This is a genomic window from Caulifigura coniformis, from assembly GCF_007745175.1.
Taxonomy (GTDB): domain Bacteria; phylum Planctomycetota; class Planctomycetia; order Planctomycetales; family Planctomycetaceae; genus Caulifigura; species Caulifigura coniformis.
Genome location: NZ_CP036271.1, coordinates 5,870,350 through 5,896,104, shown reverse-complemented (window position 1 = coordinate 5,896,104; position 25,755 = coordinate 5,870,350). Strand labels below are relative to the sequence as shown.

Genomic DNA, 25,755 nt, shown 5'->3' with positions numbered 1-25,755 from the left:
GTTTCTCAATCACAGCTTCCCTCCCGTTGGCGGGCTCTTGGGCTCCTGCCCGGGTGCTTCTTCGATCCGAGTGGCCTTGGGCTTCATCGCGATCAACCGGGCCGCGCTCGCCACCAGCAACCTGTTGCCATCCGCGACAAGATTGCCCACCGGCTCGGAGTCCAGCATCGCGCAGGCAATCTTGTTCAGCGTACGGCCCGTTTCAGGGTCGACCTGCGTCACTGTCTGCTGCTGGGGAACGAACAATGAGTCGCTGGTCAACAGTCCGCGACCACATGCTCCATCCAGCGACAAGTCCCAGAGGATTCGCCCTCCCCTGGTGCTGATGCTCCACAGCGTCTTGTTGTTCGCCAGGTAAATCCGGCCGTTCGCCATGCCGACCACATAGCCCGGGGCTCCACTGAGCGAAGTGGGAGGGATCGGGGAATCCCATCGCAGTGCGCCATCCGTCACGTCGAAACTCATCACGTGGTCGCAGTCGGCCGCGGCAAGAACGATCGCCCCTTCCTCGCAGGCGAGGAAATTCTCGTCAAACACGATCTGGATCCGCTGGCCGGGATTTCCTTCGATCACCCGCCGCTCCATCGCCGACGACTTCAGTCGGGGGTACGAAACGGCCCATCGAAGCGTGCCTCCATTCCGGTCCACCGAGAACAACGTCCCCGAACCGGACGCCACGTAGACGCTCCCGTCATCGACCGCCAGACCGACCGGAATCGGCTGCCAGGCCCCTCCCAGGTCCGCGAGATTCGTCTTCCAGACCACGCTGCCGTTCGAGGATTCAATGGCCACAAGTGCCAGCTGGCTGTCGATGCCTACGGCAACCAGCAGGAGCGATCCCGCAACGAGCGGCTTGCTGCACACCGTCGACCCGGCCGGCAACACCCCTCCCGACGCGACCGTCCAGATCAGCCGCCCCGTCTTCGCGTCGTAGCAGGCGAGTTCGTTTGGCCGGGCGTGGTGTGTCGGCATTGGACCACCGAACATCTGCCGCTCGACCACGTTCTCCGTCGCCTTCTTCCGCACCGACGGAGTATCGAGGTCTCCTTCGATCACATACACGCGGCCCCCGCTCACCGTAACCTCATGGTGCAGTCGCTCCGAGAACAGCATGATCTCCGTCAGCGTTTTCGGTTGCAGACCCGCGATGTAGGTCGTGGTCACAATCGGGACGTTGACTCCGTGCGACGCCACGAGCGCCAGCTGGCGCGTCATTTCATTGATCGGAAACCGCGTCGGCCGCCCCATCCATAGCACTTCTCCCGTGCTCGCGGAGCAACACACGGTTCGCGACTCCGACTTCAAGTAAAGTCGCCCATCAACAACCACCGGGCTCGAAGCTGGCCTCCATGTGCCCCCGCGCCATGCCGTCGCCAGCTGCGACAACGTCAAGTCAGGGACGTTCTTGTCGTCCAGCGTCGTCTGCGAGTAGTTCCCCCCCGGCTGACGCACGAAGATCATCGGCCGACCATTCGAAATCCCCGACATGATCGCTTCGTTGTTGGCGGAAGCTTTCACCCCTTTGAGCGTCCACGCGGGCCGGAACTCCCAATCAGGCTCCAGTGCCTCGCCCGTCAGATCCCCCGGCATGACGGGCGTCCCGGCAGACTGGCCCTTGTTCGAGGAGGGCGAGTTCCGTTCCTGAACCTCATTCAGCAGCATTGGCTTCAGGTCGTCGAACTCCTGCCCCAGCGACTCCACCAGGGCGACCGCGACCTTCTGCCTCCCCAGACGCGACTGCGTCACCGCCCGGCGGACCGTGATCGCGTCCGGCTCGATGCTACTGTCCGGATACAGCGACAGGCGGTCGAACAGATGGTCGGCGGACGTGACGTCCCCCCGTTCGAGCAGCCGGCATCCCAACTCGAACGCCGCGTCATCGCCGATCGTCGTGAGGAAATAGCGCCGCACAATCTCCGCGAGCGCCGCCTCCCGGTCCTCTCCCTGCCGGGCCATCAGAACGCGTGCCGGACCGTCCGACTGCAGGCGATAATGCCGAACCGCTTCCGGTCCCGCCGCGACGATCGCGCGCAACGATTCATTCGAAAACGGCCTGAAGATTTCGTATTGCCGACGCAGCGGGACCTGATTCTTCAGCTCCGCCCGGGCGAACGCATTCGCCCCCTCATCAAGGATTCGCTGCCACAGGACAGGCGCCAGGTCAGGGCGTTCAACGGCCACCTGCGTGGCACGCTCCAGGAGCCGCTCCAGTTCCTCGCTCGTGGTCAGCCCCGTATCCAGCGGCGCGGATTCGCTCCGCCCCTCGGCCGCCGGGGCCGCGGCTCTCACCCGAATCGGGGCAGCCGGCCGGCCGATCGCCGGTTCTTCCACCGGAACTGGCCGTTGCGCGCCCGGAAGGATGAGCCGCTGGGCGGGGACTCCCTGGGCCAAGGCGATCGAAGCAGCCACGCAGGCGCAGGCCGCCGTCGCCACGCACCAGCCAGCTCCGTTCCGAATCCCGTTGATGAGGCTTTGATCCATCTCACCGCCTCCTTCCAAACATCCATGCCAGCCCCTGTTCCGCGAACAACACGGCGGCAAGGATCAGCACCACGAACCACCACAATTCGCCGCGTGCCGCGTCTGCCGTCAGGCCCGCGAGCGCCACCGGTCCCACCAGTTCCACCGGCGCTCCCTGCCACGAAGACTGCAGCGTACTGGAATCGATGCGGTTGAGCTCGCTCTCCCCCCCGGGCAGGCTGGCGGCCGCCAGCACCTTCTCCGCTCCTCCTTCGGGAGTCGTCAGCTCGAAGCGGTAGAATCCTCTCGTGATCGCATCGTCGATTCGCACGGTCCACTGGTTCGACGTTCCCGGCCCCCGCTCATTTCCATTGGGCACCGCCAGGAGCGTCGACGTTGCACCATCCGGTCGGATCAGCCCCACCTCCGCCCGGTATCGCGAAAGATCGACAGGCTCAATCAGCGGCTCACCGACGACAATCTGGCCCGGCGAGGCCGACGTCTGCGCGAGGTAGCGATTCAGCTCCTGGAGCAGGATCAGGTAGCTCGCGTCTTCCGGCCAGTTGCTCCATTCTGCGTCGGCAGGGACGCAGAACTGGATCACCCGGCCCGCACCGAAGCGCCGTTCGATCATCGCCGGGCTGCGGTCCGCATCCGCCAGCCGGAGCAGCACCGTGCCTTCACCCGTTTCCGGGACGCTCCACCATTGATACACCTTCGCCGATTCCAGGAGCGGAGCCGCATCCCCGCCGAACACCCGCACCGCCGGATGCTCGGGCTGCGTCACCGCGAACGCGGCCCAGCTCTTCTCCGTCTCGTCTCCCGAAATTGACTGGAGAGGCCTGGACAACAGCCCCTTGCCCCCCTGGCAGAGAATTTCGTTGTAAAACCGCTGGTCGACTTGCGCACCGGGAAATACCACCAGTCCCCCGCCGGCCCGGACCCATTCCTCGAGGGCTTTTACCCGCGCGAGATCGAGCTGGTAGACGTTGCACAGGTAAATCGCCTGAAAGGCCTCAAGCGACATCCCGCCGAAATCTGAGTCGTTCACCACCTCCGTCGTGATGCCCGAACGGGACGACCCTGGAGGAGAGAGGGCCCGCTGAAGAAAGAACGACTCCGCGTGCCCGAATTCGCCCGAGGGATCGCCGTCGACGATCAGCGTGGGAATGCCGGCCCGCACCCGCGCGGCGAAGTAACGAGCATTGTCAGCCGCAAGCATGTCCCCAGGCAGGCTGCCGATCTCCGCGGTCATTTCAATCGGCTCGACCGCCGCTTCGTCATCCCCCGCGGCAGCGAACGTGAATGAAAACGGGACCGAGCCAGTTCCTCCCGGAGGGACCGCACCGATCGTTGCCGACATTGGCAGCGCCCCCCCGGCCACGAATTTCACCGGCACGTCGCGCAGCGCTTCGCTCCCGAAGTTCTTCACCGTCACCTGGAACCGCGTCGTCACCCCCGAGAGCAACGCCTTGTCTTCAGGAGTGATGCCGGTCACTGCCACGTTGGTCGCCGGCCCTGCTCCACAATCCACCACGAAACAACCGGCCAGGTCTTTCGAGAGAGTCGCGAGTGCCTCCGCGGCGGCGGCGGATTCGCCCGCGGCTCGCGTCTCCCCCTTCTTCTCATCGGAGGTCCAGTCGCTCCTCCGCAGGTCGCTCAGCACGTAACCGACCCTGTTGATCCGCTCCGACTTCCCCTGCACCAGCCCGCGCAGCGAGACGAACGCCTGGTCGAACCGCGCCGGAAGGTCGCAGACCGCGAGCGCCTCCACTTCCCCCACCAGTCCCGCAGCCGAACGGTTGTCGACGACCGCGTCCCGGAAAATCGGACGATCGGGTCGGGATGTCAGGCACAGCGTCAGGGAGTCTCCGTTTCCCTCTTCCGCCAGTGCGGTGACGAACTCCGCGATCCGCCGCTTGGCCGTTCGAAACGGACTCGATCCCGCATGGACCGCATCCATACTGGGCGAATCATCCAGCAGGACGACCCGCTCGGTCCGATCCGTCTGAAAAAGGCTTCTCGTGATGCTGCTCGGCAGAAAGGGACGCGCCACGAACAGCCCCGCCAGCAGCATCGCAGCGCACCTCAGCAACAGCAGGATCATCTCTTCGATCTGCACGCGGCGGCGGTTCCGCTGGTCCGCTTCCAGCAGGAAATCCATCGCCGCCCAGTCGACGATCCGGAATTTCCGACGATTCAGCAGGTGAATGAGAATCGGGGCCGCCACGAGCAGACCGCCCGCCGCGAACAGCCAGGGATTCAGCATCCATCCAGCAAGAAAACCCATTGGATCCGAATGTCAGGAACGAGGGAGTCGGTCAGGAATGTGGTCAGCGATGCTTCACGCGTTGCCGCAGCGTCAGGTAAGACGCGAGCGCCGCGTCGAGGGGTTCCGAGGTATTCAGGAGAACATGGTCCACGCCCAGTGCTCCGCAGGTCTTCCGTACGTCAGCCAGGTACTTTTCCACGATCTCGAGGTACGACCGTCGCAGCGACTTCGGGTCGGTCTGCAGTTCCCGATCGACCTCCATCCCGCGGAACTGGGTGTTGTCCTCAAACGGGAACCGCAGCTCGTCGTCATGCATGACGTGAAACACGATCACGTCGTGCCTCCGCAGGCGGAACTGCTGGAGCGTTTCCTTGAGCGTCGCCTGGTCGACGAACAGATCCGAGACCAGCACCACGATGCCGCGCGTCTTCAATGGCGCCGCCAACTCCACGAACAATCGGCTCACGTCGGTCTTGTCGTCCGGCGAGGTCTGCTCGAGCTGATGCAGCAGCCGTTTCAGCTGGCTGGGGTGCGAACTCGGAGGGAGGTGCGCCCTCACCTGCGTATCGAACGTCACCAGCCCGACGGCGTCCTGCTGCTGCTGGAGCAGGAACGCCAGCGAGGCCGCAGCCGTGGCCGCGTAGTCAAACTTGCTCCATGGCGGGCTCGACTTCTCCCCGTAGCGCATCGACTTCGAGCTGTCGAGCAGGACATGGCACTTGAGGTTCGTCTCCTCTTCGTACTGCTTGATGTACATGCGGTCGGTTTTCGACCACACGCGCCAGTCGACATGCTTCAACTCGTCCCCGGGCGTGTATTCGCGATGTCCCGCGAATTCGATCGCAAAGCCGTTGAAAGGGCTGCGATGCTGCCCCGTCAGGAACCCTTCCACCACGGCGCGGGCTCGCAGATCGAGGCGCGAGATTCGCTCGATCGACTTGGCGTCGAGATAACGGGGCGAAGAAGCCGACATGGGATGGGAGCTCAGATCTGGCCGGCGGCTGCGAACGCGCGGGCCGCGGCCGGCGGGATCTCGTCGTTCGGATGACGTGCAGGGAGCTCATCGACGAGCCGGGAAATTACCTTGTCCGGCGTCAGGCCCGCCGACTCGGCGGCAAAGTTCGTAATCACCCGGTGCCTCAGAACCGGCAGCGCGACTGACTTCACGTCTTCCGTCGTCACAAAGAACCGGCCGTCAAGCACCGCCCGCGCCTTCCCTCCCAGAAGCAGGTACTGCATCGCCCGCGGGCCCGCTCCCCAGCTGACGCTCTCCTTCATGAACTCGGGAACTCCTTCCCCTTCATGAATCCGCGTCGCTCGCACGAGGCGGAGCGCGTAGTGGATCACATGCGGCGGAACCGGGACACGGCGCACCAGCTGCTGCAGTCGCAGGATTTCCTCCGCCGACAGGACTTCCGAGACCTCGACGCGCGTGTCTGAAGTCGTCGATTCGGCGATCCGGTATTCCTCGTCGTAGCTCGGATACTTCACGAACACCTTGAACATGAAGCGATCCTGCTGCGCTTCGGGCAGCGAGTAGGTCCCCTCCTGCTCAATCGGGTTCTGCGTCGCGAGAACGAAGAATGGCGCCGGCAGCGAACGCCGCTGGCCCCCGATCGTCACCTGCCGTTCCTGCATTGCTTCCAGCAGCGCCGCCTGCGTCTTCGGCGGAGTGCGGTTGATTTCGTCCGCCAGCACGATGTTTGAAAACACCGGACCTTCCAGGAACCGGAATTCGCGGTGTCCGGTCGATTTGTCTTCCTGCAGCACTTCCGTCCCGGTGATGTCCGCCGGCATCAGGTCCGGGGTGAACTGGATACGACGGAATTTCAGCTGGAGCGCTTTCGACAGCGTGCTGACCATCAGCGTCTTGGCGAGTCCGGGCACTCCCTCCAGCAGGCAATGCCCCTGGGAAAGAATCGCCATCAAGAGCTGGTCGATCACCTCGACCTGCCCGATGACGATCTTGCCCAGTTCCGCTCTCAACCTGGCCTGGGCCTGTTTAACGTGCTCCAGGGCCTGAATGTCGTCACCGCTGGCGGACATCTCGTGGGACATGCTGTGCGATTCGTAAACCGGAATGACTTGATTTGGACCAACCAGTGCGCGGGACCGCGATCATCCCCGCCTCTCTTCGGAACTCAACCTTCTCCGAACACCGGAACATAGTTGTACGGAAGTTGGAGAATGATCAGCCCCATCGCGGTTCCAAATTCTTCCCCCACTCCGGGATCGTTCCACGTTCCCGAGCCGCTCTGGTTCCTCACCAGAACGTCCCGGATCGCAGGATACCACCCCGACCAGTACGTCCCCCCCGCATGCCACATCGCCTGCGCCGCGTAGTAGTGCGAATAGAAGTAGTACCCGCCGTTGATCGTTCCCCCCGGCTTCTGGCGCCACACGTACCCCAGCGCCGACTCCACTTCCTTGCCGTCGTAGATTCCCGCGCTGTTGAGCGCCACGATCCCCGCCGCCGCCAGGGCGAACGAACCGCCCCTGCTGCCGCTCCCCAGCGTGTAGGCAAAACTGCCGTCAGCGCCGTGACTCTTCTTCACATAGTCGATGCACCGCGCACGCGTCTCGTTCGGAACGTGCAGCCCCGCATCCCGCGCCGCCCTGAGCGCCATGATCTGGCAGATCGTGATTGACAGGTCCGCATCCGACTTCACCGGCTGGTAGCGCCAGCCCCCCTGGTCATTCTGCGTGCTGATGATCAGCTTGACGGCCGACTTCAGCTTGCTTCCCAGCTTGTCGTTCACATCGCTGTGCACCGACATCCCGTATGCTTCCGCCAGGAATAGCGTTGCGAAGCCATGACCGTACATCCGGTCCTGTCCCCCGGTCGCTTGCGCCGAGATGTACCCGTTCGAATCCGTGTTCCTCACCAGGTAGTCGATGCACCGTTCAATCGCCTTGCCGTAAGGCCCCCGGCCGGGAGCGCTGCCGCTGGCCAGGAACGCCATCCCCGCAAGCCCGCACACGGCGACGCCCCCCGCATAGCCCCCGGATCCGAACGCTCCTTTGAATTCCCCCTGGGTGATTTGCCGCCGCGACAGGGTAGCCAGCGCACGCTGGATGGCCGTTTTCGCCTCGGGCGTGATCAGTTCCAGCCCAGCACGCTCGTTGCTTCGCTCAGGCGCCTGCGCCAGCAGTCCCGAGGAAGCCCTGCCGCTCAGGACCGCGGCCGAAGCCGCTCCAAGCAGACGACGACGCGAGTACACCGGCAAACCAGCCGCGCGATCAGTCGGGGAATCGGATCTGCTGCCCAACAGACCTCCTCCTTTGGCCAGGATGAAGACCTGCACACCGAATGCACGCGCTATGCCGGTCGTGAAAAAACTCCCCCTCTGCGCAGGCTTCGTCAGCCCTCCGACGCCTCTGCGTTGGGATCATAATGCACTGTACAGTTCGGCAACGCCTCGCGCAAGCGAGCGATTCCCGGCTCGGTAAATCCCGGCCCGCCGACCTTGAGTTCGAACAGCCGCACATGCTTCGAAAGCGAATCGATCGAGGCGTCGGTCAGCGCCACCCGGCTGTGAACGTGCAGCTTCTCCAGCCGCGACAACGCTTCCAGCGACTTCACCCCCCCATCCGTGATCAGAGTCTGGTCGAGACACAGCACCTCCAGCCGCGGTAATTCTTTCAAGTGCTCCAGGCCCGCGTCTGTAATGTCGGTCTTGAACAGGTAGAGAAACTTGAGCCGCTTCAGCGGCGCCAGCTTCGCGAGCCCCGCATCGGTAATCCGCGACCCCGACAGGTTCAGGATCTTGAGGTCGCTCAACATGGACAGGTGGTCGAGATCGGCGTCGGTCGCCGGCTTGCCGTCCAGGTCGACGTCGATCAACCGGTCCCCGACTCCATAATCCAGCACCGCCCCGAGCTTCTCGAGGGCCACAATGTGCTCCGGCCGGGTGCTCGCCTTCGGCGCCCCTTCGTCCGCAGGTTTCTCCGCTGAGGACTCCACCGCAGGCGGCATCGCAGCAGGAGTGGCCTGCGGTATCACTGGAGTGGAGGGCGGCGCCTCCGCCGGAGCTGTCGGCTTCACCGATTCGGCTGTCGCCGGCGGCATCTCCGCCGGCGCCGCCGACATCGCGGGAGTTTCGGCGGCCGTCGACTGCGGTGCCGGCTTCGCCGTCTCGGCCGGCTTGCAGCCGCTCAACAGCAGTCCGAAAACACAAATCGCCGCGCCTGGCCAGACTTCGGCTGACAAGGCGCGGCGATTCTGCGGAATGGCGTTCATTCGTCCCCCGCGAAAAATGTGACCCGCCGACTTTGCGCCGGCGGGCCCGATCAGAATCGCGTCGATGCTCAGTGAGCGTGACCCACCGCCCCCGTTGTCGCCTTGCCGGCGACCGTCAGCGTCACGTCGCCAGCAATGTCGTGGCCGTTCTTCACGGTCTCCGGCAGCGGGCCTTCCGACTGGAACCGCGACGACTTGCCGTCGGTTTCCCCTTCGAGCGGCACCGCCTTCAGGTCGAACTTGGTTGACTCCGCCCCGTTCTTCAGGACCAGCGTCGCCGTCGTCTCGGCCAGCGGAACGGCGTTCTTCACCGCCCCATCAAGCACGTACAGCGTCACCTTGCGGTCGTTCTCGAGAACCACTTCCCCGTGGTACTCACCCAGTTCCACGATCTCACCGTCGTGCGGACCATGTTCATGTTCGTGAGCTTCCACTGGAGCGGTCGTCTTCGCGTCCTCCTGGGTCAATTCCTTCGACTGGTTGCTCGCAGGACAGCCCGCCAGGATGGGGGCAACGGACAAGACGAGGCCAAGAACAATCGACTGACGAACCACTGTTGCATCCTTTGCGTTGAAGATTTGAAGGCATCAAACGATGCCCGAGCTGGAATGTTATCGCACCACTTTTGAAAACACACGCCGTACGCCCGTCGACTCAGCCGTTCGCCGCCACTTCGCGAACCACGATCCGTGCCCCCTGCGCCTGAACGACTTCAACCGCTTTCCCGGCCGGAACCATCCCCCCTTCGCTGATCACTTCCACCAGCCGCCCGTCGATTTCCGCCTTGCCCGAAGGCCGCAACAAGGTCCGGGCGACGCCGATTCTCCCCAGCAGCGGATCTGCCGTCCCCGCAACCTCCGGCCGCAACTGCGGCCGGTTCGGATCCGCCAGGGCGATGGCCCCGGGAGGTGTCAGGATCATGTGTTTCAGGATCGGAATCTGAGGCAGGTAGCGGCTGATCACCATCGCCACCGCCCCGACCCCCAGCAATGCGACTCCCAGCGTCCCCAGCGTCCGGGTCGCTTCTTCAATGTTCCGGCCGTCATCCACGAGGTTGAATGTCTGGCTCGCCATCACCAGCGACGCCGCGATCGACAGCACGCCCGTCACGCCGAAGATCGCGGCCCCCGGCAGCACGAAGATCTCCATCGCCACGCACACGATGCCGAACAGGAACAGCAGGATCTCCAGGCTGTCCGCCGTCCCGCCAAGCCACTTGCTCCAGAAGAACAGGATCAGGCACAGCGCCGAAATCAGCCCCAGAATCCCTGTCATCAGGTGCAGCTCGAGGTATACGCAGATGATGGCGACGAAGAACAGCAGCCCCACAACCCCGGGACGATTCAGGAAAAACACAAAGTCGTCGATCCACATCCGCTGCGCCCGGATCAACTCCACATCCGGAGCGATCCCCAGCCTCGCTTTCAGTTCGTCGAGATCCTTGACGGGCGGCTCCGCGATCAGCAGCTCATAAGCCCGCTGCCCGCCGACCGTCAGCAACAGGTTCCCCCGCGCCTCGGACACGATCTTTCCCTGCGTCCAGTCGCCATCGGCAACCCGGATCTCCTCCTCCGACATGAACCAGCGCGTTCCCTTGGTCGTGTGAACAACCTCGAACACGTCCAGGTCCTTGTCGCACATCGCCATCGCCACCGCCGCCGGACGTTTCTTCCGCTCAGCCAGCTGCTGCAGGCTCAGCTTCAGGTAGCTGAGGATCTTCTCCGGAGCCCGTGCGAACATCCCTCCGTCCTGGATCTCGATCGGACCGGCGTCGCCGATCTTTGCATTCAACTCCAGGTAGATCTCGTCGCACCCGAGCGCGATGATCGCCGCGCCGCTGATCGCTTCTTTCGGGATATACGCAATCGTCCGGATCCCTTCCTTGTCGAGGTCCGCGATCGCCGTCGCCAGGTCGATGCTGTCGTACAGCAGCCCCCCCGGCGACGTGATCTCGAAAATGATCGTCTTCGCCCCCGACTCGACTGCCCGGCCGATCTGCCGTTTCAGGAATGCCGACAGCTCATGCTCGATCACTCCCTGCACTTCGATCAGCGTCGGCCGGCTCGCGTCGGCCGTTTGACGCGGCGTCTCCCGCAGCGATTCGGTCCCCAGTCCATACTGGTCCGCCAGCTCTTTCCGGGAATTCGCCAGCTGCATGATCAGGATGTCGTCGTGACGTGCCTGGGCGCCGGAGAACACTCCCGGGCTCCCCCGGTCCTTGAGCGTCTTCGCGTCCCGGATCGTGACCCCCGTCTCCCGCAGGCGGCGGGCCTCGTCGTCGGTGACCAGGCGTTTCTCAACCTCACCCGGCCGCACTTCGACGCTTAACTGCACAAGGCTCGCCTGGGGATTCATCAGCGCCATCGCGAGCGCTTCATTCACCTTCGCGTTGTGACGCTTGGCCACGACGCTCTTGACGATGATCTGCTGGTCGTCCGGAAGCGCCTTGCCGCGCCCCAGGTCGCCCAGTTGAGCATCGGGATGCAGGCAGATCTCGTCGCACGCCAGCGCGATCAGTGCATTTGGACCGGTGACCGTCTCCGGCACCCAGGCGATCGTCTTGATATTCGAGATCGGCTGCGTCGTCAGGAGGTCCGCCAGCCCATAGACATGGTGGAACTGGCTGACGCCGGAAGGCACCTCCAGCACCAGGCACGCCTTCTTCCCTTCCTGCGTCGCCTGCGTCTGCAGGCTCTGCGCCGACTGACGCACCCAGCCAATCACGTCGTCTGTGATCGGACTGTCGAGCGTCAGGAAACGACCAAGCGTCTTCGTATCCGCCGCGGGTGGCTGCGCCGATGCCCGGACGGGCGAAAGAAACCACCCGGCCGCCAGGAGGCCGAACAGGAGATGCCCGATCAGCGTCCGTCTTCGGCTTGTGGGACCAGTCTCTCCGGAACTCTTCGCCATTACGTCCACCGTCCGTCAGTGCGGGAGCATTTCTGCCAACTATAGACCAGCGGCGAAACCGATCCGACCTCAGTAGAGGATACGCACGGAAACTCGTCTCGGATGACAACTTCTTGTCGGGATTCCCAACGAATCGTACACTCCGGGAGTAGACTGCAGGAGGGAACTTCCGATTCCAGGTGGCGCCGGTCGGCGAAATCAGGCGCCCAGGGGCTGAACGCGGCTGCTGAACTCGTCAGGAGCAGGATGATGGTCGACTCTCCCAGGTCACAAAAAGTGCTCGACGCCGTCTGGTGGCGTCTCTGGTTCGCTCGCGTCGCCACCCGCACCTTCTGGGCTTTCGTCGTCTTCGCGACCATCTACGCCCTCGTCCTGCTGACAAGTCGCTTCACCGCCCTTGTCCCCGACGTCTTCGCTCCCTGGACGCTGGTCCTCCCTCCCGCCCTCGCGCTCCTTGTCGGATTCGCCTGGCCCGGACGGCCCACCACGCAGGAAGCGGCCCGGTCCATCGACACCGCACAGAACACCCGCGATCTCTTCCTGACTCTCACCATGCTGCGGACCACCGCAGGCGAATACCAGCCGCTTGTGGTCACCGACGCCGAACGTGCCGCGGCCAAAGTGAATCCGGCTGCCGCCGTCCCGTTTACCTGGCAGCAGCGGCTTCTCTCGACCGCCGCCGCACTCGCGATCCTCTTCTGCGGACAGATGTTTCTCCCCACCTTCGACCCGTTTGGAAAAGTCGCCCAGGCGAAGCAGGAAGAGTCGAGCGAGAAAAAGCTCGCCGAGAAAAAGAAGGAAACCGAGATCCGCAAGGCACAGCTCATGGAGAAGGAGCTGGAGAACGCGCTCTCGCCCGATGTCGAAAAGTCGATCGCCGGTCTCCTGAACGCCTTCCGCGCCATGAAGAAGGATCAGCCGAAAAAGAACTTCGAATCGCTCGTCGGCAACCAGAAGGTTCTCGGTGAGAAGTTCCGGGCGACCAACGAAGCCCTCAAGACCCTGATGAGCAAATCGAATCTCGACCAGAAATTTGGTTCGCAGAACGCCTCCGAGCTCAAGCGCTGGAGCGAAAGTCTCCAGAATGGTTCGTCGGAAGAACTGGCGAAGGAAATGGAGAAGCTCAAGGAAGAACTCGAGACTCTCCAGAAAACGGAAGATCCCGTCGCCAGGACGGAAATGGAACGGAAGATCGAAAAGCGTCTCAAGGCGATGGCCGACCTCGCCACCGACCAGGTCGGCTCAAAGGCCCTCCAGGCCGCTGTGCAACGTGCGAAAGAGCAGCTCGAGGCCGCGAAATCCGACGGCAAGCTCTCCATGGAAGAGAAGCAGGCCCTCCAGGAATCGCTGGACGTGGCCAAGATGGAGTTGCAGCAGATCGCGCAGTCTGCACGAGACATGAAAGCCCTCGAGGAATCGCTGCAGGCCATCGCGGCCGCCAAGAAGCTCAACGGTGAAGGCCAGCTCGATGGCGCGATGACCGACGCCCTCACCGCCATGGAGCAGTACAAGGACTTTTACGAAGAGCTTCTCGCCCAGATGGGTGGCGATGGGGAAGGGGAAGGAAACGGCGAAGGCGACGGTGAGGGAGACGGCGAAGGGACCGGCGGCCGTGGAATGGGCGGCGGCGGGAAGGTCGACGAAGACGACAAGGTCGAAACCGGTTTCGTCGCCGAGAAGTCGCAGACCCCCATTCAGAAGGGGAAGATCCTCATGTCGATGAAGTCGAAAGGCCTCGGCGACGAAACCAATGAAGATCTCAAGCTCGAATACAAAGCGGCCCTCGACTCGGTGAAACAGGGTTATGCGGAGGCCATTGATGCCGAGCAGATCCCCCCCGGCTATCGTGGCAGCATCCAGTCCTACTTCGACTCACTCGGCACGCCCGCCGACAGGAAGAAGTAGCGCCATGAAAGCCCGGCCGTCAGACCGGCCGGGGCCCCGCAATGAATGCAGCCCTCGTCTATGTCACCGCCCCCAGCCGCGCCGAAGCGCTGCGGATCGGGCGCATCGTGGTCACCGAGTCCCTCGCCGCCTGCGCAAATGTCCTCGACGGCATGACCTCTGTGTATCACTGGAACGGAGAGATCCAGGAGGAAACCGAGGCGGTCCTGCTTCTGAAAACGAGGGCTGAGCTCTCCTCCGCCGTCGTCCATCGCGTGCAGGAACTCCATCCCTACGACGTTCCTGCCATCCTCGTCCTTCCTGTCGAGGGCGGGTCGAGCCTCTTCCTCAGCTGGCTCGGTGAAGAAACGATCGACGGCCCCGCCTCCTGGCAAAGCCCGCCGACGGCGCCAGCCGGCTAGATCGTCCGGAGATCCCACCGCGCAGCGGGGGCGAGCCCTGACAAGGTCTGTCGTTCTCCCCTGCTGGAGGCCCTGCACGGCGCCCTGAAGGGCGATGTGTGACGACCTGTGACGGAGACCTGTGACAGCAGAAATTGGTCTGAACCCCTGGCGATTCGTGACCTGTGACAGCTGTGACGAGTTTTTGGAGGTCATTTGCCCTCCGTCTCGCCCGGTCATCACCCGTCAGTCCTGAATTGCCAAAGAACGAGCTCTCTCCCTGTACGGGACCGGTTGCGCGCGAGACAGAATTCCCGCGTACCAGCGGATCGGGGGCCCTGTCCGGCTCACTGCCGGGTGGGAACCGGCGACAATTCGCAGCAGTGTGACGGCCGACTTCGGAGGTCCAGGCTCCCCAGAAGCCTCACCCCTTCTTCGGCCGGAACGCCGCAATCCGCTCTGTCGTCAGCAGGAAGGGCCCTTCAAGCAGGTCGATGCAGTAGGGCACCGCCGGCATCACTGCGTCGAGGCATTCCCGGATCGCCTTCGGCTGCCCCGGCAGGTTGATGATCAGCGCTGTTCCTCGGATGCCCGCTGTCTGCCGTGAGAGGATCGCCGTCGGCACCTTCTCCAGCGACACCTTTCTCATCAATTCGCCGAATCCCGGCATCTCCTTCTCACAGACCGCGAGGGTCGCCTCCGGCGTCACGTCGCGCCGGGCCGGTCCCGTCCCACCTGTCGTCACGATCAGGCAGCAGCCCTCCACATCCGCCAGCTCCCGCAGGCACTGCTCGATCGCTGGCCGCTCGTCGGGAATCACCCGCGCCACCGCCTCCCATTCACCCGCCAGCGTTTCCGTCAGGTATTCGCGGATCGCCGGTCCCCCCCGATCCTCATACTCCCCGCGGCTGGCGCGGTCGGAGACCGTCACGATTCCCACTCGGATCAGAGATTGCGCCATGTTTCCGGGCCGGAACAGTTCAGGGAAACGGTCGATCGGGTTAAGGTTCTTTCGCCTCCCGGCGTTGACCACTCCGCCGGAAGAATTGGATATTACCCGCGCCGCTTCGCGCGGTCAGTCCAGTCCTCTAGGGAAAGTTCGATCGAGTCATGCCTGCGGAACCGCTGTTCGACTACAAGCGATTCAACTACGACAAGCCGCTCTACGATCTCAACGAGATCCGCAAGATGAACGCGCAGCGGCACGAGATGGAACAGCTCAGCGGCATCGTCTGGATCGACGAGGCCCAGCAGGGCATCATCGGCTTCCGCGACTACACCGACGACGAATTCTGGATCAAAGGACACATGCCGGGTTTCCCGCTCCTGCCCGGCGTCCTGCTCTGCGAATCGGCCGCCCAGCTCGCCGCGTTCTTCGTCCGCAAGCACAACCTCCTCAAGGCCGGCGACTTCATGGGTTTCGGAGGCATGGACGAGATTCGCTTCCGCCAGGCGGTCTTCCCACCCAACCGGGTGATCTTCATCGCCAAGGGCATCCGCATCCGCCCCCGCGTCGTTGCCCAGTTCAGGATCCAGGCCTACGTGAACGACACCCTCGCCATGGAAGGCAGCCTGCTCGGCGTCCCCATCAGCCGCAAGGAAAACCTGTAAACCGGCCGGGAGATTGACCTCTGCGAAAGAATCCACCGCAGAGACGCAGAGGTCGCACAGAAAAAGAGAAGTTGAGTCAATGCCCAAGCACCCCGGCTGCTTCTCAGCAGCCGGGGTGCTTTTGATAGCGGCTTCACTAAGATTTCGGCTTCGCAGCGAACCCTCCGCGTTCTCTGCGTCTCTGCGGTGAACTGATTCTCGTTCCTTCGAGTCTCCCAATGTTCCAGAAAGTCGACGACGCCAGCTTCATCTCCGGCGAGCACGAGATGCTCCGCTTCTGGCGCGATCGCTCCATTTTCACGAAACTGAAACAGCAGAACGCCGGAAAGCCGCGCTGGTCCTTTGTTGACGGCCCCATCACGGCCAATAACCCCATGGGCGTCCACCACGCCTGGGGACGCACCTACAAGGACGCCTTCCAGCGCTACTACTCCATGCTCGGCCGCGAGCTCCGCTTCCAGAACGGCTTCGACTGCCAGGGCCTGTGGGTCGAAGTCGAAGTCGAGAAGGAGCTCAAGCTCAGCACCAAGAAAGCCATCCAGGACTACGGCATCGACCGCTTCGTGCGCGAATGCAAGAAACGCGTCCTCAAGTTCGCCGCCCGACAGACGGAACAGTCCATCCGCCTTGGCTACTGGATGGAATGGGACGACCCCGATCAGCTCCGTAAGCTCGCCGAAGGCGTCGGTTCCGAGAAACCTGTCGCGTATACGACAGCCCGCGGGCAGGCGGTCACGAAGCCCGCCGAGCAGATCGTCGAAAAACTCGGCAACCCGGAATGGGGCGGCAGCTACTTCACGTTCTCCACCGAGAACAACGAAACGATCTGGACGTTCCTCAAAAAGTGCTTCGAGCGCGGGAAGGTCTATCAGGGGCATGACGTCATGCCCTGGAGCGGCCGGGCCGGCAGCGCCTACTCGCAGATGGAAGTCGCCGACGGCCGAAAGCTGACGACGCACCGCTCCTGCTTCGTCAAGTTCCCGATCACGTCGAAACCGGCCGCCGCCGGTCCGATCGACCCCGCCGGCGAGTTCCTCCTCGTCTGGACGACGACCCCCTGGACCCTCACCTCCAACGTCGCCGCGGCCGTCAACCCCGACCTCGTCTACCTCAAGGTTCGCTCGAAGAAAGACGGCGCGCTCTACTACTTCGCGAAGGAGAACCTCGACACCAAGCGCGGGGAGAAAGAGTTCAAGGAAGGCTTCGGCCGGCCCGAATGGCAATGGCCGAAGGACGTCCCCAAGCTCAAGTCGCTGGGGCAGCTCTTCAAGGAATTCGGCGGGCACGACGTCGAGGCCGAACTTAAGGGCGCGGATCTCGTCGGCTGGTCGTACAAGGGCCCGTTCGATGAACTCCCCGCGCAGAACCAGGAAGGCGGCTACCCCCAGGAGGTCGCCAATCTGAGTGGACTCGGAAACAAAACCGGCGTCACCTGCCACCGCGTCATCGATGGCGGTCGCGATTCCCGCGGCAACGCCAACGTCACCGCCGGCGAAGGAACAGGCATCGTCCACATCGCCCCCGGCTGCGGCGATATCGACCATACCATCGGGCAGCAGTTGGGCCTCGTCACCATCGCGCCTCTGAAGGAAGACGGAACCTACGGCGAAGGCTTCGGCCCGTTCACCGACAGGAAGGCCGTCGATCCCGCGACCGCCCAGATGGTCTTCGACTCCCTGAAGGAGAAAGGCCTCCTCTTCTCCGTCGAGCAATACCCGCACATCTATCCGTTCTGCTGGCGGACCGGCGACGAACTGGTGTTCCGGCTCGTCGATGAATGGTTCATCAACATGGACTGGCGGGACGAGATCAAGGACGTCACGAAGTCGATCCACTGGCTTCCCGATTCCCTCCAGGGGCAGGATCGCGAAGTCGAATGGCTGACCACGATGCGCGACTGGATGATCTCCAAGAAGCGGTTCTGGGGTCTCGCCCTCCCGATCTGGGTCAATCCGAACGACCCGACCGACTTCGACGTCATCGGCACGCTCGCCGAACTCAAGGAACGCGCCGTCGAAGGCTGGAACGACTTCGAAGGCAACACGCCGCACCGTCCCTGGATCGACCAGGTCAAAATCAAGAGTGAGAAGACGGGCGCCGTCCTCGAACGGGTTCCCGACGTCGGCAATCCGTGGCTCGATGCGGGAATCGTTCCCTTCTCCACGCTCAACTTCAACGAGAACTACTCCACGTCCCTCCTCAACTGGAAGGACTGGTACCCCGCCGATCTCGTCTCCGAATCGTTCCCGGGCCAGTTCCGCAACTGGTTTTATTCGCTCCTCGCGCTCGGAACGATGATGCGCTATGAGGACGACGAAACGGGCGAAGTGATCACCGACCCGCTCGAGAAACGCCCGTTCAAGAATCTCTTCGCCTACCGCCTCGTGATGAACGAGGAAGGCAAGCCGATGCACAAATCCGATGGCACAGCTATCTGGTTTGAAGAGGCGGCCGAGCAGCTGGGCGTCGACGCCCTCCGCTGGCTGTACCTGGCGCAGAATCCCGCCCAGGATCTCCGCTTCGGCACCCGCCATCCGGAGCAGCAGGTCCCGATCGAAACTCCGGAAGGCCGAATCTCGGCAACGAAAGAAGGCGTGCCGACCTGCAAGGTCACCAGCAAGCCGGTCGACGAAGCCCGTCGCCAGGTGCTGATCCCGCTCTGGAACAGCTACGCCTTCTTCGTCAATTACGCCCGGCTCGACGGGTTCACCCCCGACCTGCCGAAGGTTCCCGTCGCGGACCGTCCCGAGATCGACCGCTGGCTTCTCAGCAACCTGCAGTCTCTCATCGCCACCTGCCGCGCCGGCTTCGAGACATTCGACACGGGATCCGTCACCAGCGCCGCCGCGCAGTTCATCGACGACCTTTCGAACTGGTACATCCGCCGCAACCGCCGCCGGTTCTGGCGTGCCCGCAGCGAAGAGGCGAGCGGCGGGCGTCAGTCCGCTGACGCCCCCGAAACGGCCTGGGAAGCGGACAAGCTTGCCGCCTACCAGACCCTCTACGAAACGCTCGTCGCCCTCACGAAGCTCCTGGCCCCCTGCATCCCGTTCCTGGCCGAACGGATGTACCAGAACCTGGTCGTCGGAACAGGCACGTCCGGCGCGCCCGAATCGGTCCATCTCTGCGAGTACCCGGGCGTCGATCCGGCCCTCCTTGATGAATCGCTGAACCATCGGATGGCCATCGCCCAGCGCGTCGTCAGCATGGGGCATCGCCTGCGAGAATCGGCCGATCGCCGGGTCCGTCAGCCGCTGGCCGAGCTCAAGTATGCTTGTGCCAACGCCCAGGATGCCGACGACATCGCGAAACTGGCCGACGTCATCGCCGACGAGCTCAACGTCAAGAAACTGACTCCCGCGGGCAATCTTGATGACCTCGTCCACTACTCCTACAAGCCGAACCTCAAGACACTCGGCCCCAAGCTCGGCAAGCTGCTGAACGCCGTGAAAACTGTCCTGCCGACTCTTCCCGAGCAGATCATGTCTCCCCTTCGCAGAGGGGAGAAGGTCACCCTGAAGGTCAACGGCGAAGAGGTTGTTCTCGCACCCGAAGATGTCATGGTCTCGACTGAGCAGGCCAGCGACTGGGCCGCGGCCGACGATGCTGGCGTCCAGATCGCGCTCGCCACGAAGCTGACTCCCGAGCTCGCCCGCGAGGGGGCCGCCCGCGATTTCATCCGCCAGGTCCAGCAGCTCCGCAAGGATCACGATCTCGACGAAAACGAGCGGATCGTCATCACCTGGCAGTCCACCGAACCCGAGATCGCCGCCGCCGTCGAGGAATGGCGAGACACCATCCTGAGCGAAACCCGCGGCAACAGCATCGAGCCCGGCGCAGCGTCCGCCAGGCCGGTGAACATCGGCAGCACCGACGTACAACTCGAGATCAAACGAGAGTCGTAAGACTGGAAAAGTTCACCACGGAGGTGACGAGAACGCAGGGACTCACGGAGAAACTGAAAAGAAATCAGATCCTCCGTGCGTCTCCGTGCTCAATGAGCCCTGACGCCGCGCGCCTACCTGGTCGCGTCACTGCCCGACTCGGCCGTCTGCACCGTTCCCATTGCCCGCAGGAACGCATACAGATCCGCATAGTCCGCCGGCCCCAGGTCTTTCAGCAGACCTTCCGGCATCAGAGATTTTGACAGCGTCTGCTGCTCTTCAATGTTCTTCTTCTCGATCCGCGAGGTCTGGTTGCTCGCGTTCCGCAGCACCAGGTAGTCCACCGATTCGTAGATGATCAGCCCGGTAAAACTCCGCCCGTCGACGGTCGAAATGGCCGTCGTCTGGTAACGCGGGGACACGTCCCGGCTCGGGTTCACGATCGCCGTGAACAAGTCTTCATGGGAGAAGCGGTTGGCCACGCCGCTGAGGTCCGGCCCGACGGCCCCTCGGCCGCTATGACACTGGATGCACTGCCGGCTTTCGAACAGTTTGCGCCCGCGTCCCGGGTCGCCGTTGGGCCACTCCACCTGACCGAGTGTTTCGTGCAGGCTCGCCCCCTCCGCAGATTGGCCCGAGTGGAGTGCGAACTGCGCCGGGAATTTCTCTTCAACATACGAAGCCCACTGCTGGGCCGGCTTCGGTCCCTGCCCGTCTTCGGACGCCTCGAACTCGACGCCGAGGTTGGCAGCCAGACGGCCCATGATCTTGCTTCGCAACTTCCGCTCCTGCCGCCCGTCTCCCAGCCGCCGTAACACTTTCACCAGGGCGATCTGTTCGTCGGCCTCCTGGTTCGGCGGAAGCGCTGCCAGGCAATCGAGCGAGACATCGAGGATCTCCTCGGCCGTGTTCTCCAGCGCGGCGACGAAATAGGGGCGGTCCGATTCCACCCCCTGGTCCGCAATCGAAAGCAGCACCGCTCCCCGCAGCGACTGGTCCTCGAACTTCGAACGCACAAGCTTCTGCACTTCCGCGTCTTCCGAGCGCGACAGGAGGAACACCACATCGCCGTTCCAGGCGTAATCCACGTCGCTGTTGATCTTCTTGACGAAGGCCGCAATCGCTTCGTGCAGATGATCCAGCGGCAGGGCCGCGACGTACTGGATGTGCGCCGGCCGGCCGAACGTCGGATTTTTCAGGATCGCAACAGGCAGCTCTTCGTCGCGTTCGACGAGCGCCGTGTAGATTTCGGCGACCTGTTCGTCCCAGTGCGTGTCGATCAACAGCGACCGGGCCGCGATCTTCGCTTCCAGCTGCAGGAGCGCAGTCGCCAGTGCGGTTCGGGATTCCGCGTCGCGCGGCGCGTTGATCCGGGCCGCAACGAGCAGCCAGTGGATGTCTTCGACCGGGTTCGACTCCGCATTGATCCGCTTCACCACCTTGGTGAGGAGTTCGTGATCGTTCGGCTGCAGCATCGCGATCACGCGGCCCAGTTCCTGGTCGAGGAGCAGATCCCCTGACGGGAAAACTCCGGATACAGCCCGGGTCGCCACCGCCAGCTCTTCGACACTCGGGGAGAGGTCAACGCGGCTTGTGTATCCCTCGAACGCCTCAGGCAGCTCTTCGCCCCTCGCGCCGACGTCTCCCAGCCCGATCTGCATCAGCCGGGCCGCCTCGAGCTTGAGCGCCGCTGTCGCGTTCGATTCCAGGATTCGCCGCGCAATATCGACCGGATACTTCTGGTATCCGGGATGCCGCTGGGAATACGCCATCGCCACCCCGATGCCGGTCGCAGCTCCGCGCTCGAGCGCCGCCGTCGACGCCTTCGCATAGCCATTCCGCGACATCCGGGCCATCACCCGTACGGCCGCCATTCTCACGTAGCGATCTGGCGAGGCCAGCGTCTGTCCCACGGCGACGGCCAGTTCATCCAGCGTCGCGTTGTCGCTGCAGAGTGCGGCCTCCAGGGCCGCCCGCTGAACAAACGCATCACGATCCCGCAGCAACGTCTGCAGCAGCGGCACCGAGGGATCGTCCGGCCGGGTTCGTCCGAGCGACCATGCCAGCCGCGCCCGAATGGCAGGCTGCGGCGAGACTGCCAGCCGTCCCGCCATCTGCGGGTCGAGCCCCTTGAAGCGCTCCGTCAGGATTTCGATCGCCCGCACGCGCCGGGCGACGGTCTCCCGCTCGTCAGCGGCCAGCTTCTGGAAGGCCCCGGCTCCCACGAGATCGGCCGTCGGCTCCCACTTCGCACGCGACCAGGCCGCAAGCGGCTGCGGGGAGTCGACGCACGCCAGCACTCGATCCACCGGCAACGGCGCGGCCGTTCGCGCGGTGGACTCGATTCGGTAGACGCCTCCTCGCGTCCCACGCCCTCCCACGGACACGTACAGGGCTCCATCCGGACCGACTTCCGCATCCGTCGGGGCAAAGCCGTGTTCGCCGACCGTCGTCAGAAATGCGATTGGCTCCGTCGTTCCCGGCGCGCTTCCCTGCCGGGCTGCCGGCAGCGCGAAGATTCGGCCGAACGTCCAGTCGAGGACGAACAGCGCGCCGCGATAGGGCGCCGGGAACTGCGTGTGTTGGTAGCAGACGACTCCCGTCGGCGACCCGCGCCCGAATTCCGCCAGCACCGGCGGCATGTCGAAAAAATCACCGGGCCGTTTCCAGTGATCGCTCAGCCAGCCCGCATGCGATCCCGGCGCCGCGTGAAAGACCCGCGTCGGCTGGTAGGCCGGCAGGGAGATTTCCCGCTCTCCGTCGCTATCGAACGTCAGCAGATCGCCGTCGGCGTTGAAATCGAAGTCGTACGCGTTGCGATACCCGTGAGCGAACACCTCGCCGGCCGTCAGGTCCGGCTTGAATCGCATCACGGTCCCATGCCTCGGATGCCTGACCGGCGACGACGCCAGGGCCACGTAGCTTTCGTCGATCTGGGCCGTGTTGCCGCTGATCAGGTACCACCAGCCATCGGGTCCGCGCCGGATCGCGTGGGCATCATGCTCGCCGCCGGCCCGCACCTTCAGGAACAGTTCCGGAGGTCCGTCCGCCCGGTCATCGCCGTTCGCATCCCGAAAGCGCAACAGCCCCTGGTCACCCGTGCAGATCAGGTCGCGACCATGAAACACCATCCCCTGGGCGCCGCTCGCGGGACCATCGGCCAGCTGCTCGAATGAGTCGGCCCGGCCATCCCCGTCCTTGTCGATCAGGATTCGCACATATCCCGGTCCGCTGACGACCACGCGCCCCAGCGAATCGATCGTCATCGAGAAGATGTCGCTCGCCAGTTCATTGTCGGCGTACAGCGAAACCTTGAATCCCTCCGGCACACGGACTCCGAGCGAGTCATCCGCCCGCGCAGCGTTCGGCGCGAGGCTGATCGCGAGCAGGGACGCCAGAATCCGCCGACGGAGGTTGGAACCCGTCCGCGGTCCAGGCGACAGAGGACGGGCGCGGTGATTTGTCCTGAGCTTCATGCTGCGAGACAGTCATCTAAAGGAAAGCCCGGGGGAATTCGGGCGGGATGATAAGCCGGATGAAAAAAACAGGGCAATGCGGGTCCTGTGCGGAAGGCCCGTCCGGTCGCTCAAAAACCCTGAAAACGGCCTCAGGTTTCGTCGTTTCGGGCCGTTCGCGTCACCTGCGACCAACGGCGCATTTCCGTTCCACACCCGCTAGACTCCTCGCCGAGGCCCAATTCCGAATTTCGGCCGTTTTCCGGCCGGGCTGGCACAGGGCAGAAGGTAATTTCAGCAGCCATGGCGAGACTCCTGCTCCTGACCGGCGGCGAAAGCAAGGCGTTCGAACTGGACGTCAATGAGGTCGTTGTCGGCCGACTTCCGGAATGCGAGATCCATCTCGATTCCAACATGATCTCGCGGAAGCACGCCCGCCTCCGCCGGAACGGCTCCACGATCGTTCTCGAAGATCTCGGCAGCGGAAACGGCACGTTCGTCAACGGCCAGCGGATCAGCGGCGCGGTCACGCTCCAGCACGACGACCGCGTGAAATTCGGACCGCTGCTCACCCGCTTCGAAGCCGATCAGCCCGCCGCGAAAAGCCGCCCGCTCGCTCCGCTCGAAGACGAGCCCGCAGTCGAGATCGGGAACGACGACGCCGGCGCCACCATCATGGGTGCGGCCCCGGCCTCCGCCGGCTTCGGCCTGCTCGATGTGCAACCTGAGGCCAAGCTGAAGGGCATCCTCGAGATCAGCCGCTCCCTCGCCGGAACGGTCAGCATCGAGAAAATGCTCCCCAGGATTCTCGATTCGCTCTTCTCCATTTTCCCCGGCGCCGACCGGGGCTGCATCCTGCTGAAGAACGAATCCGACGGAAAAATGGTGCCCCGCGCGATGAAGCATCGCCGCGGCGACTCCGACGAGACCGTCAAGCTCAGCCGCACCGTCCTGCAGGCGGTCATGGACGAAAAGAAGGCGATTCTCTCTGCCGATGCCGGCAGCGATGCCCGCTTCCAGGCGGCCGAATCGATCTCGTCGCTGTCGATCCGTTCGATGATGTGCGTTCCGCTGCTCAGCCTCGCCAACGAGGTCATGGGCGTTATCCACATCGACACCCAGAACCCCCTCGCCACCTTCCGCAAGGACGACCTGGAAATCCTCCTCGCCGTCGCCGGCCAGGCCGCCCTGTCGTATGAAAGCGCGCGGCTGCTCGCCTCGTACGTCGAAAAGCAGAAGCAGGACAGCGAAATGAATATTGCGGCCGGAGTGCAACGCGCACTCCTGCCCGATTGCTATCCGTCCATCCCCGGATATGCGTTCTACGCCGCGTATGAAGCGGCCCAGGCCGTCGGTGGCGACTACTACGACATCATCCCTCTCGCCGGGGGCAAGATCTGCCTCGCGTTCGGCGACGTCGCCGGAAAAGGCGTGCCGGCCTCACTCGTCATGTCCCGGCTGTCGAGCGCCGTCCGCACTACGGTCGAGTTCGTCACCCAGCCCGACCTCGCCGTCGCCCGCATCAACAATCACATGTGTGCGAAGGCCGTCGAGGGCCGCTTCGTCACCTTCGTGCTGATCATCCTCGATACCATCAACCACACGATCTCGCTCGCCAACGCCGGCCACATGTCGCCGATGGTCCGGAAGATCGACGGCTCCATCGAGGAATTCGACGACAAGGCTGTCGGCGTGCCGCTCGGCGTCATCGAAGATATGGACTACACCCTGCTCGAGCGTCCCATCCTGCCCGGCGAATCGGTCGTCGTGTACACCGATGGCGTCAGCGAAGCGATGAACTACGACAGCGACCTGTACTCCATCGAGCGTTTGAAGAAAGTCGTCAGCGCTTCGAGCGCCGACGTGGTCGAACTCGGCAACACCATTCGCAGCGATGTCCGGAAACACGCCAACGGCCGACCGCAGAACGATGACATCACGCTGATGGTCTTCGGCCGCCTCCAGGGTGACGCCACGACGGACGTCATGCCGACAAGGACGTAAGGCGTGCCGCCGACACTCGCCGATCGGGTCATTCTGTTCCTCGCGCAGGGCTGCGGGCTCGGCTGGTCACGCATTGGCCCCGGAACGGCCGGCTCTCTCGGCGCTGTGCTCCTTGCATGGCCTTTGAAGGAGCTCCTCCCGCAGCCGCTCGCGTACCTCGCGATGGTGATCGTCGTCACCTGCTTCGGCGTCTGGATCTGCCATCAGGCGACGCGGATCCTGGCCGTGAAAGACCCCGGCTCGGTCGTCCTCGATGAAATCGCGGCCGTCCTCCTCATCTACTGCATTGTCCCCTGGACCTGGTGGACCGCGCTCGCCGGCTTCATCCTCTTCCGCATTCTCGACATCTCCAAGCCGTGGCCAATCCGCGTCCTGGAACGCATGCCCGGCGGCTGGGGCATCATGGCTGACGACCTCTTCGCCGGCGGCGTCGTCGGCCTAGTCCTGTGGACCGCGACAAAAATGCTCGCCGCCGCCTGACAGAAGACCCTGCTTCTTCCCGCTGCCTGACACCGACGACCTCAATCCGCCCTTCTTCCGTTTCTTCCGTGGTTCTCCTGTGGCGCGCGCAATCAGCCTACACCCCAACCCGCGCGTCCTCTAAACTCCCCACGCCTCGGCCTCTGGCCCGTCG

The 25,755-nt window shown here is 63.8% G+C and carries 16 protein-coding genes; 6 read left to right on the top strand and 10 right to left on the bottom strand.

Features of this window, described 5'->3' with window-relative positions; all coding sequences use genetic code 11:
• Nucleotides 1-9 precede the first annotated feature (9 nt).
• From Pan44_RS23795 to Pan44_RS23760, 8 genes are all read right to left on the bottom strand, one after another.
• Entirely contained in the window at nt 10-2,481 is a 2,472-nt protein-coding gene (locus tag Pan44_RS23795; protein ID WP_145034246.1) for an outer membrane protein assembly factor BamB family protein, read from the bottom strand.
• Nucleotide 2,482: 1 nt separating this feature from the next.
• Nucleotides 2,483-4,750 (bottom strand): BatA domain-containing protein, encoded by a 2,268-nt coding sequence (locus tag Pan44_RS23790; RefSeq protein ID WP_145034245.1) that lies wholly within the window; start codon nt 4,748-4,750, stop codon nt 2,483-2,485.
• Between the two features lie 43 nt (nt 4,751-4,793).
• On the bottom strand, nt 4,794-5,705 hold the full coding sequence (locus tag Pan44_RS23785; protein WP_197453608.1) for a DUF58 domain-containing protein: 912 nt from the start codon (nt 5,703-5,705) through the stop codon (nt 4,794-4,796).
• An 11-nt stretch (nt 5,706-5,716) separates the two neighbouring features.
• Nucleotides 5,717-6,790 carry an AAA family ATPase gene (locus Pan44_RS23780; protein ID WP_231754147.1) on the bottom strand — a complete coding sequence of 358 codons (1,074 nt, stop codon included), beginning with the start codon at nt 6,788-6,790 and terminating at the stop codon, nt 5,717-5,719.
• An 83-nt stretch (nt 6,791-6,873) separates the two neighbouring features.
• Nucleotides 6,874-7,953 (bottom strand): prenyltransferase/squalene oxidase repeat-containing protein, encoded by a 1,080-nt coding sequence (locus tag Pan44_RS23775; protein ID WP_197453607.1) that lies wholly within the window; start codon nt 7,951-7,953, stop codon nt 6,874-6,876.
• Between the two features lie 140 nt (nt 7,954-8,093).
• Complete coding sequence (locus Pan44_RS23770; RefSeq protein ID WP_145034243.1) at nt 8,094-8,972, bottom strand: leucine-rich repeat domain-containing protein; 879 nt, start codon at nt 8,970-8,972, stop codon at nt 8,094-8,096.
• Nucleotides 8,973-9,040: 68 nt separating this feature from the next.
• Entirely contained in the window at nt 9,041-9,526 is a 486-nt protein-coding gene (locus Pan44_RS23765; protein WP_145034242.1) for a hypothetical protein, read from the bottom strand.
• 100 nt (nt 9,527-9,626) lie between these two features.
• Nucleotides 9,627-11,882, bottom strand: coding sequence for an NfeD family protein (locus Pan44_RS23760; RefSeq protein WP_145034241.1), 2,256 nt, complete (start codon nt 11,880-11,882; stop codon nt 9,627-9,629).
• A 246-nt stretch (nt 11,883-12,128) separates the two neighbouring features.
• Here Pan44_RS23760 and Pan44_RS27595 point away from each other — a divergent pair, with 246 nt between their 5' ends.
• On the top strand, nt 12,129-13,787 hold the full coding sequence (locus Pan44_RS27595) for a hypothetical protein (protein ID WP_197453606.1): 1,659 nt from the start codon (nt 12,129-12,131) through the stop codon (nt 13,785-13,787).
• A gap of 41 nt (nt 13,788-13,828) precedes the next feature.
• Nucleotides 13,829-14,188 carry a divalent-cation tolerance protein CutA gene (gene cutA / locus Pan44_RS23750; RefSeq protein ID WP_145034240.1) on the top strand — a complete coding sequence of 120 codons (360 nt, stop codon included), beginning with the start codon at nt 13,829-13,831 and terminating at the stop codon, nt 14,186-14,188.
• 403 nt (nt 14,189-14,591) lie between these two features.
• On the opposite strand, the gene mog is transcribed toward cutA, so the two are convergent.
• Nucleotides 14,592-15,128, bottom strand: a complete 537-nt coding sequence (mog, locus tag Pan44_RS23745; protein WP_145034239.1) for a molybdopterin adenylyltransferase — start codon at nt 15,126-15,128, stop codon at nt 14,592-14,594.
• A 149-nt stretch (nt 15,129-15,277) separates the two neighbouring features.
• On the opposite strand from mog, the gene Pan44_RS23740 reads away from it, so the two are divergent.
• Nucleotides 15,278-15,778, top strand: a complete 501-nt coding sequence (locus Pan44_RS23740) for a 3-hydroxyacyl-ACP dehydratase FabZ family protein (protein WP_145034238.1) — start codon at nt 15,278-15,280, stop codon at nt 15,776-15,778.
• A gap of 218 nt (nt 15,779-15,996) precedes the next feature.
• Nucleotides 15,997-19,683 carry a class I tRNA ligase family protein gene (locus Pan44_RS23735; protein WP_145034237.1) on the top strand — a complete coding sequence of 1,229 codons (3,687 nt, stop codon included), beginning with the start codon at nt 15,997-15,999 and terminating at the stop codon, nt 19,681-19,683.
• A gap of 113 nt (nt 19,684-19,796) precedes the next feature.
• Here Pan44_RS23735 and Pan44_RS23730 read toward each other — a convergent pair whose 3' ends face one another.
• Nucleotides 19,797-23,138, bottom strand: a complete 3,342-nt coding sequence (locus Pan44_RS23730; protein WP_145034236.1) for a DUF7133 domain-containing protein — start codon at nt 23,136-23,138, stop codon at nt 19,797-19,799.
• A gap of 282 nt (nt 23,139-23,420) precedes the next feature.
• Here Pan44_RS23730 and Pan44_RS23725 point away from each other — a divergent pair, with 282 nt between their 5' ends.
• Entirely contained in the window at nt 23,421-25,121 is a 1,701-nt protein-coding gene (locus Pan44_RS23725; protein WP_145034235.1) for a SpoIIE family protein phosphatase, read from the top strand.
• A gap of 3 nt (nt 25,122-25,124) precedes the next feature.
• Nucleotides 25,125-25,601, top strand: coding sequence for a phosphatidylglycerophosphatase A family protein (locus tag Pan44_RS23720; RefSeq protein WP_145034234.1), 477 nt, complete (start codon nt 25,125-25,127; stop codon nt 25,599-25,601).
• Nucleotides 25,602-25,755 lie beyond the last annotated feature (154 nt).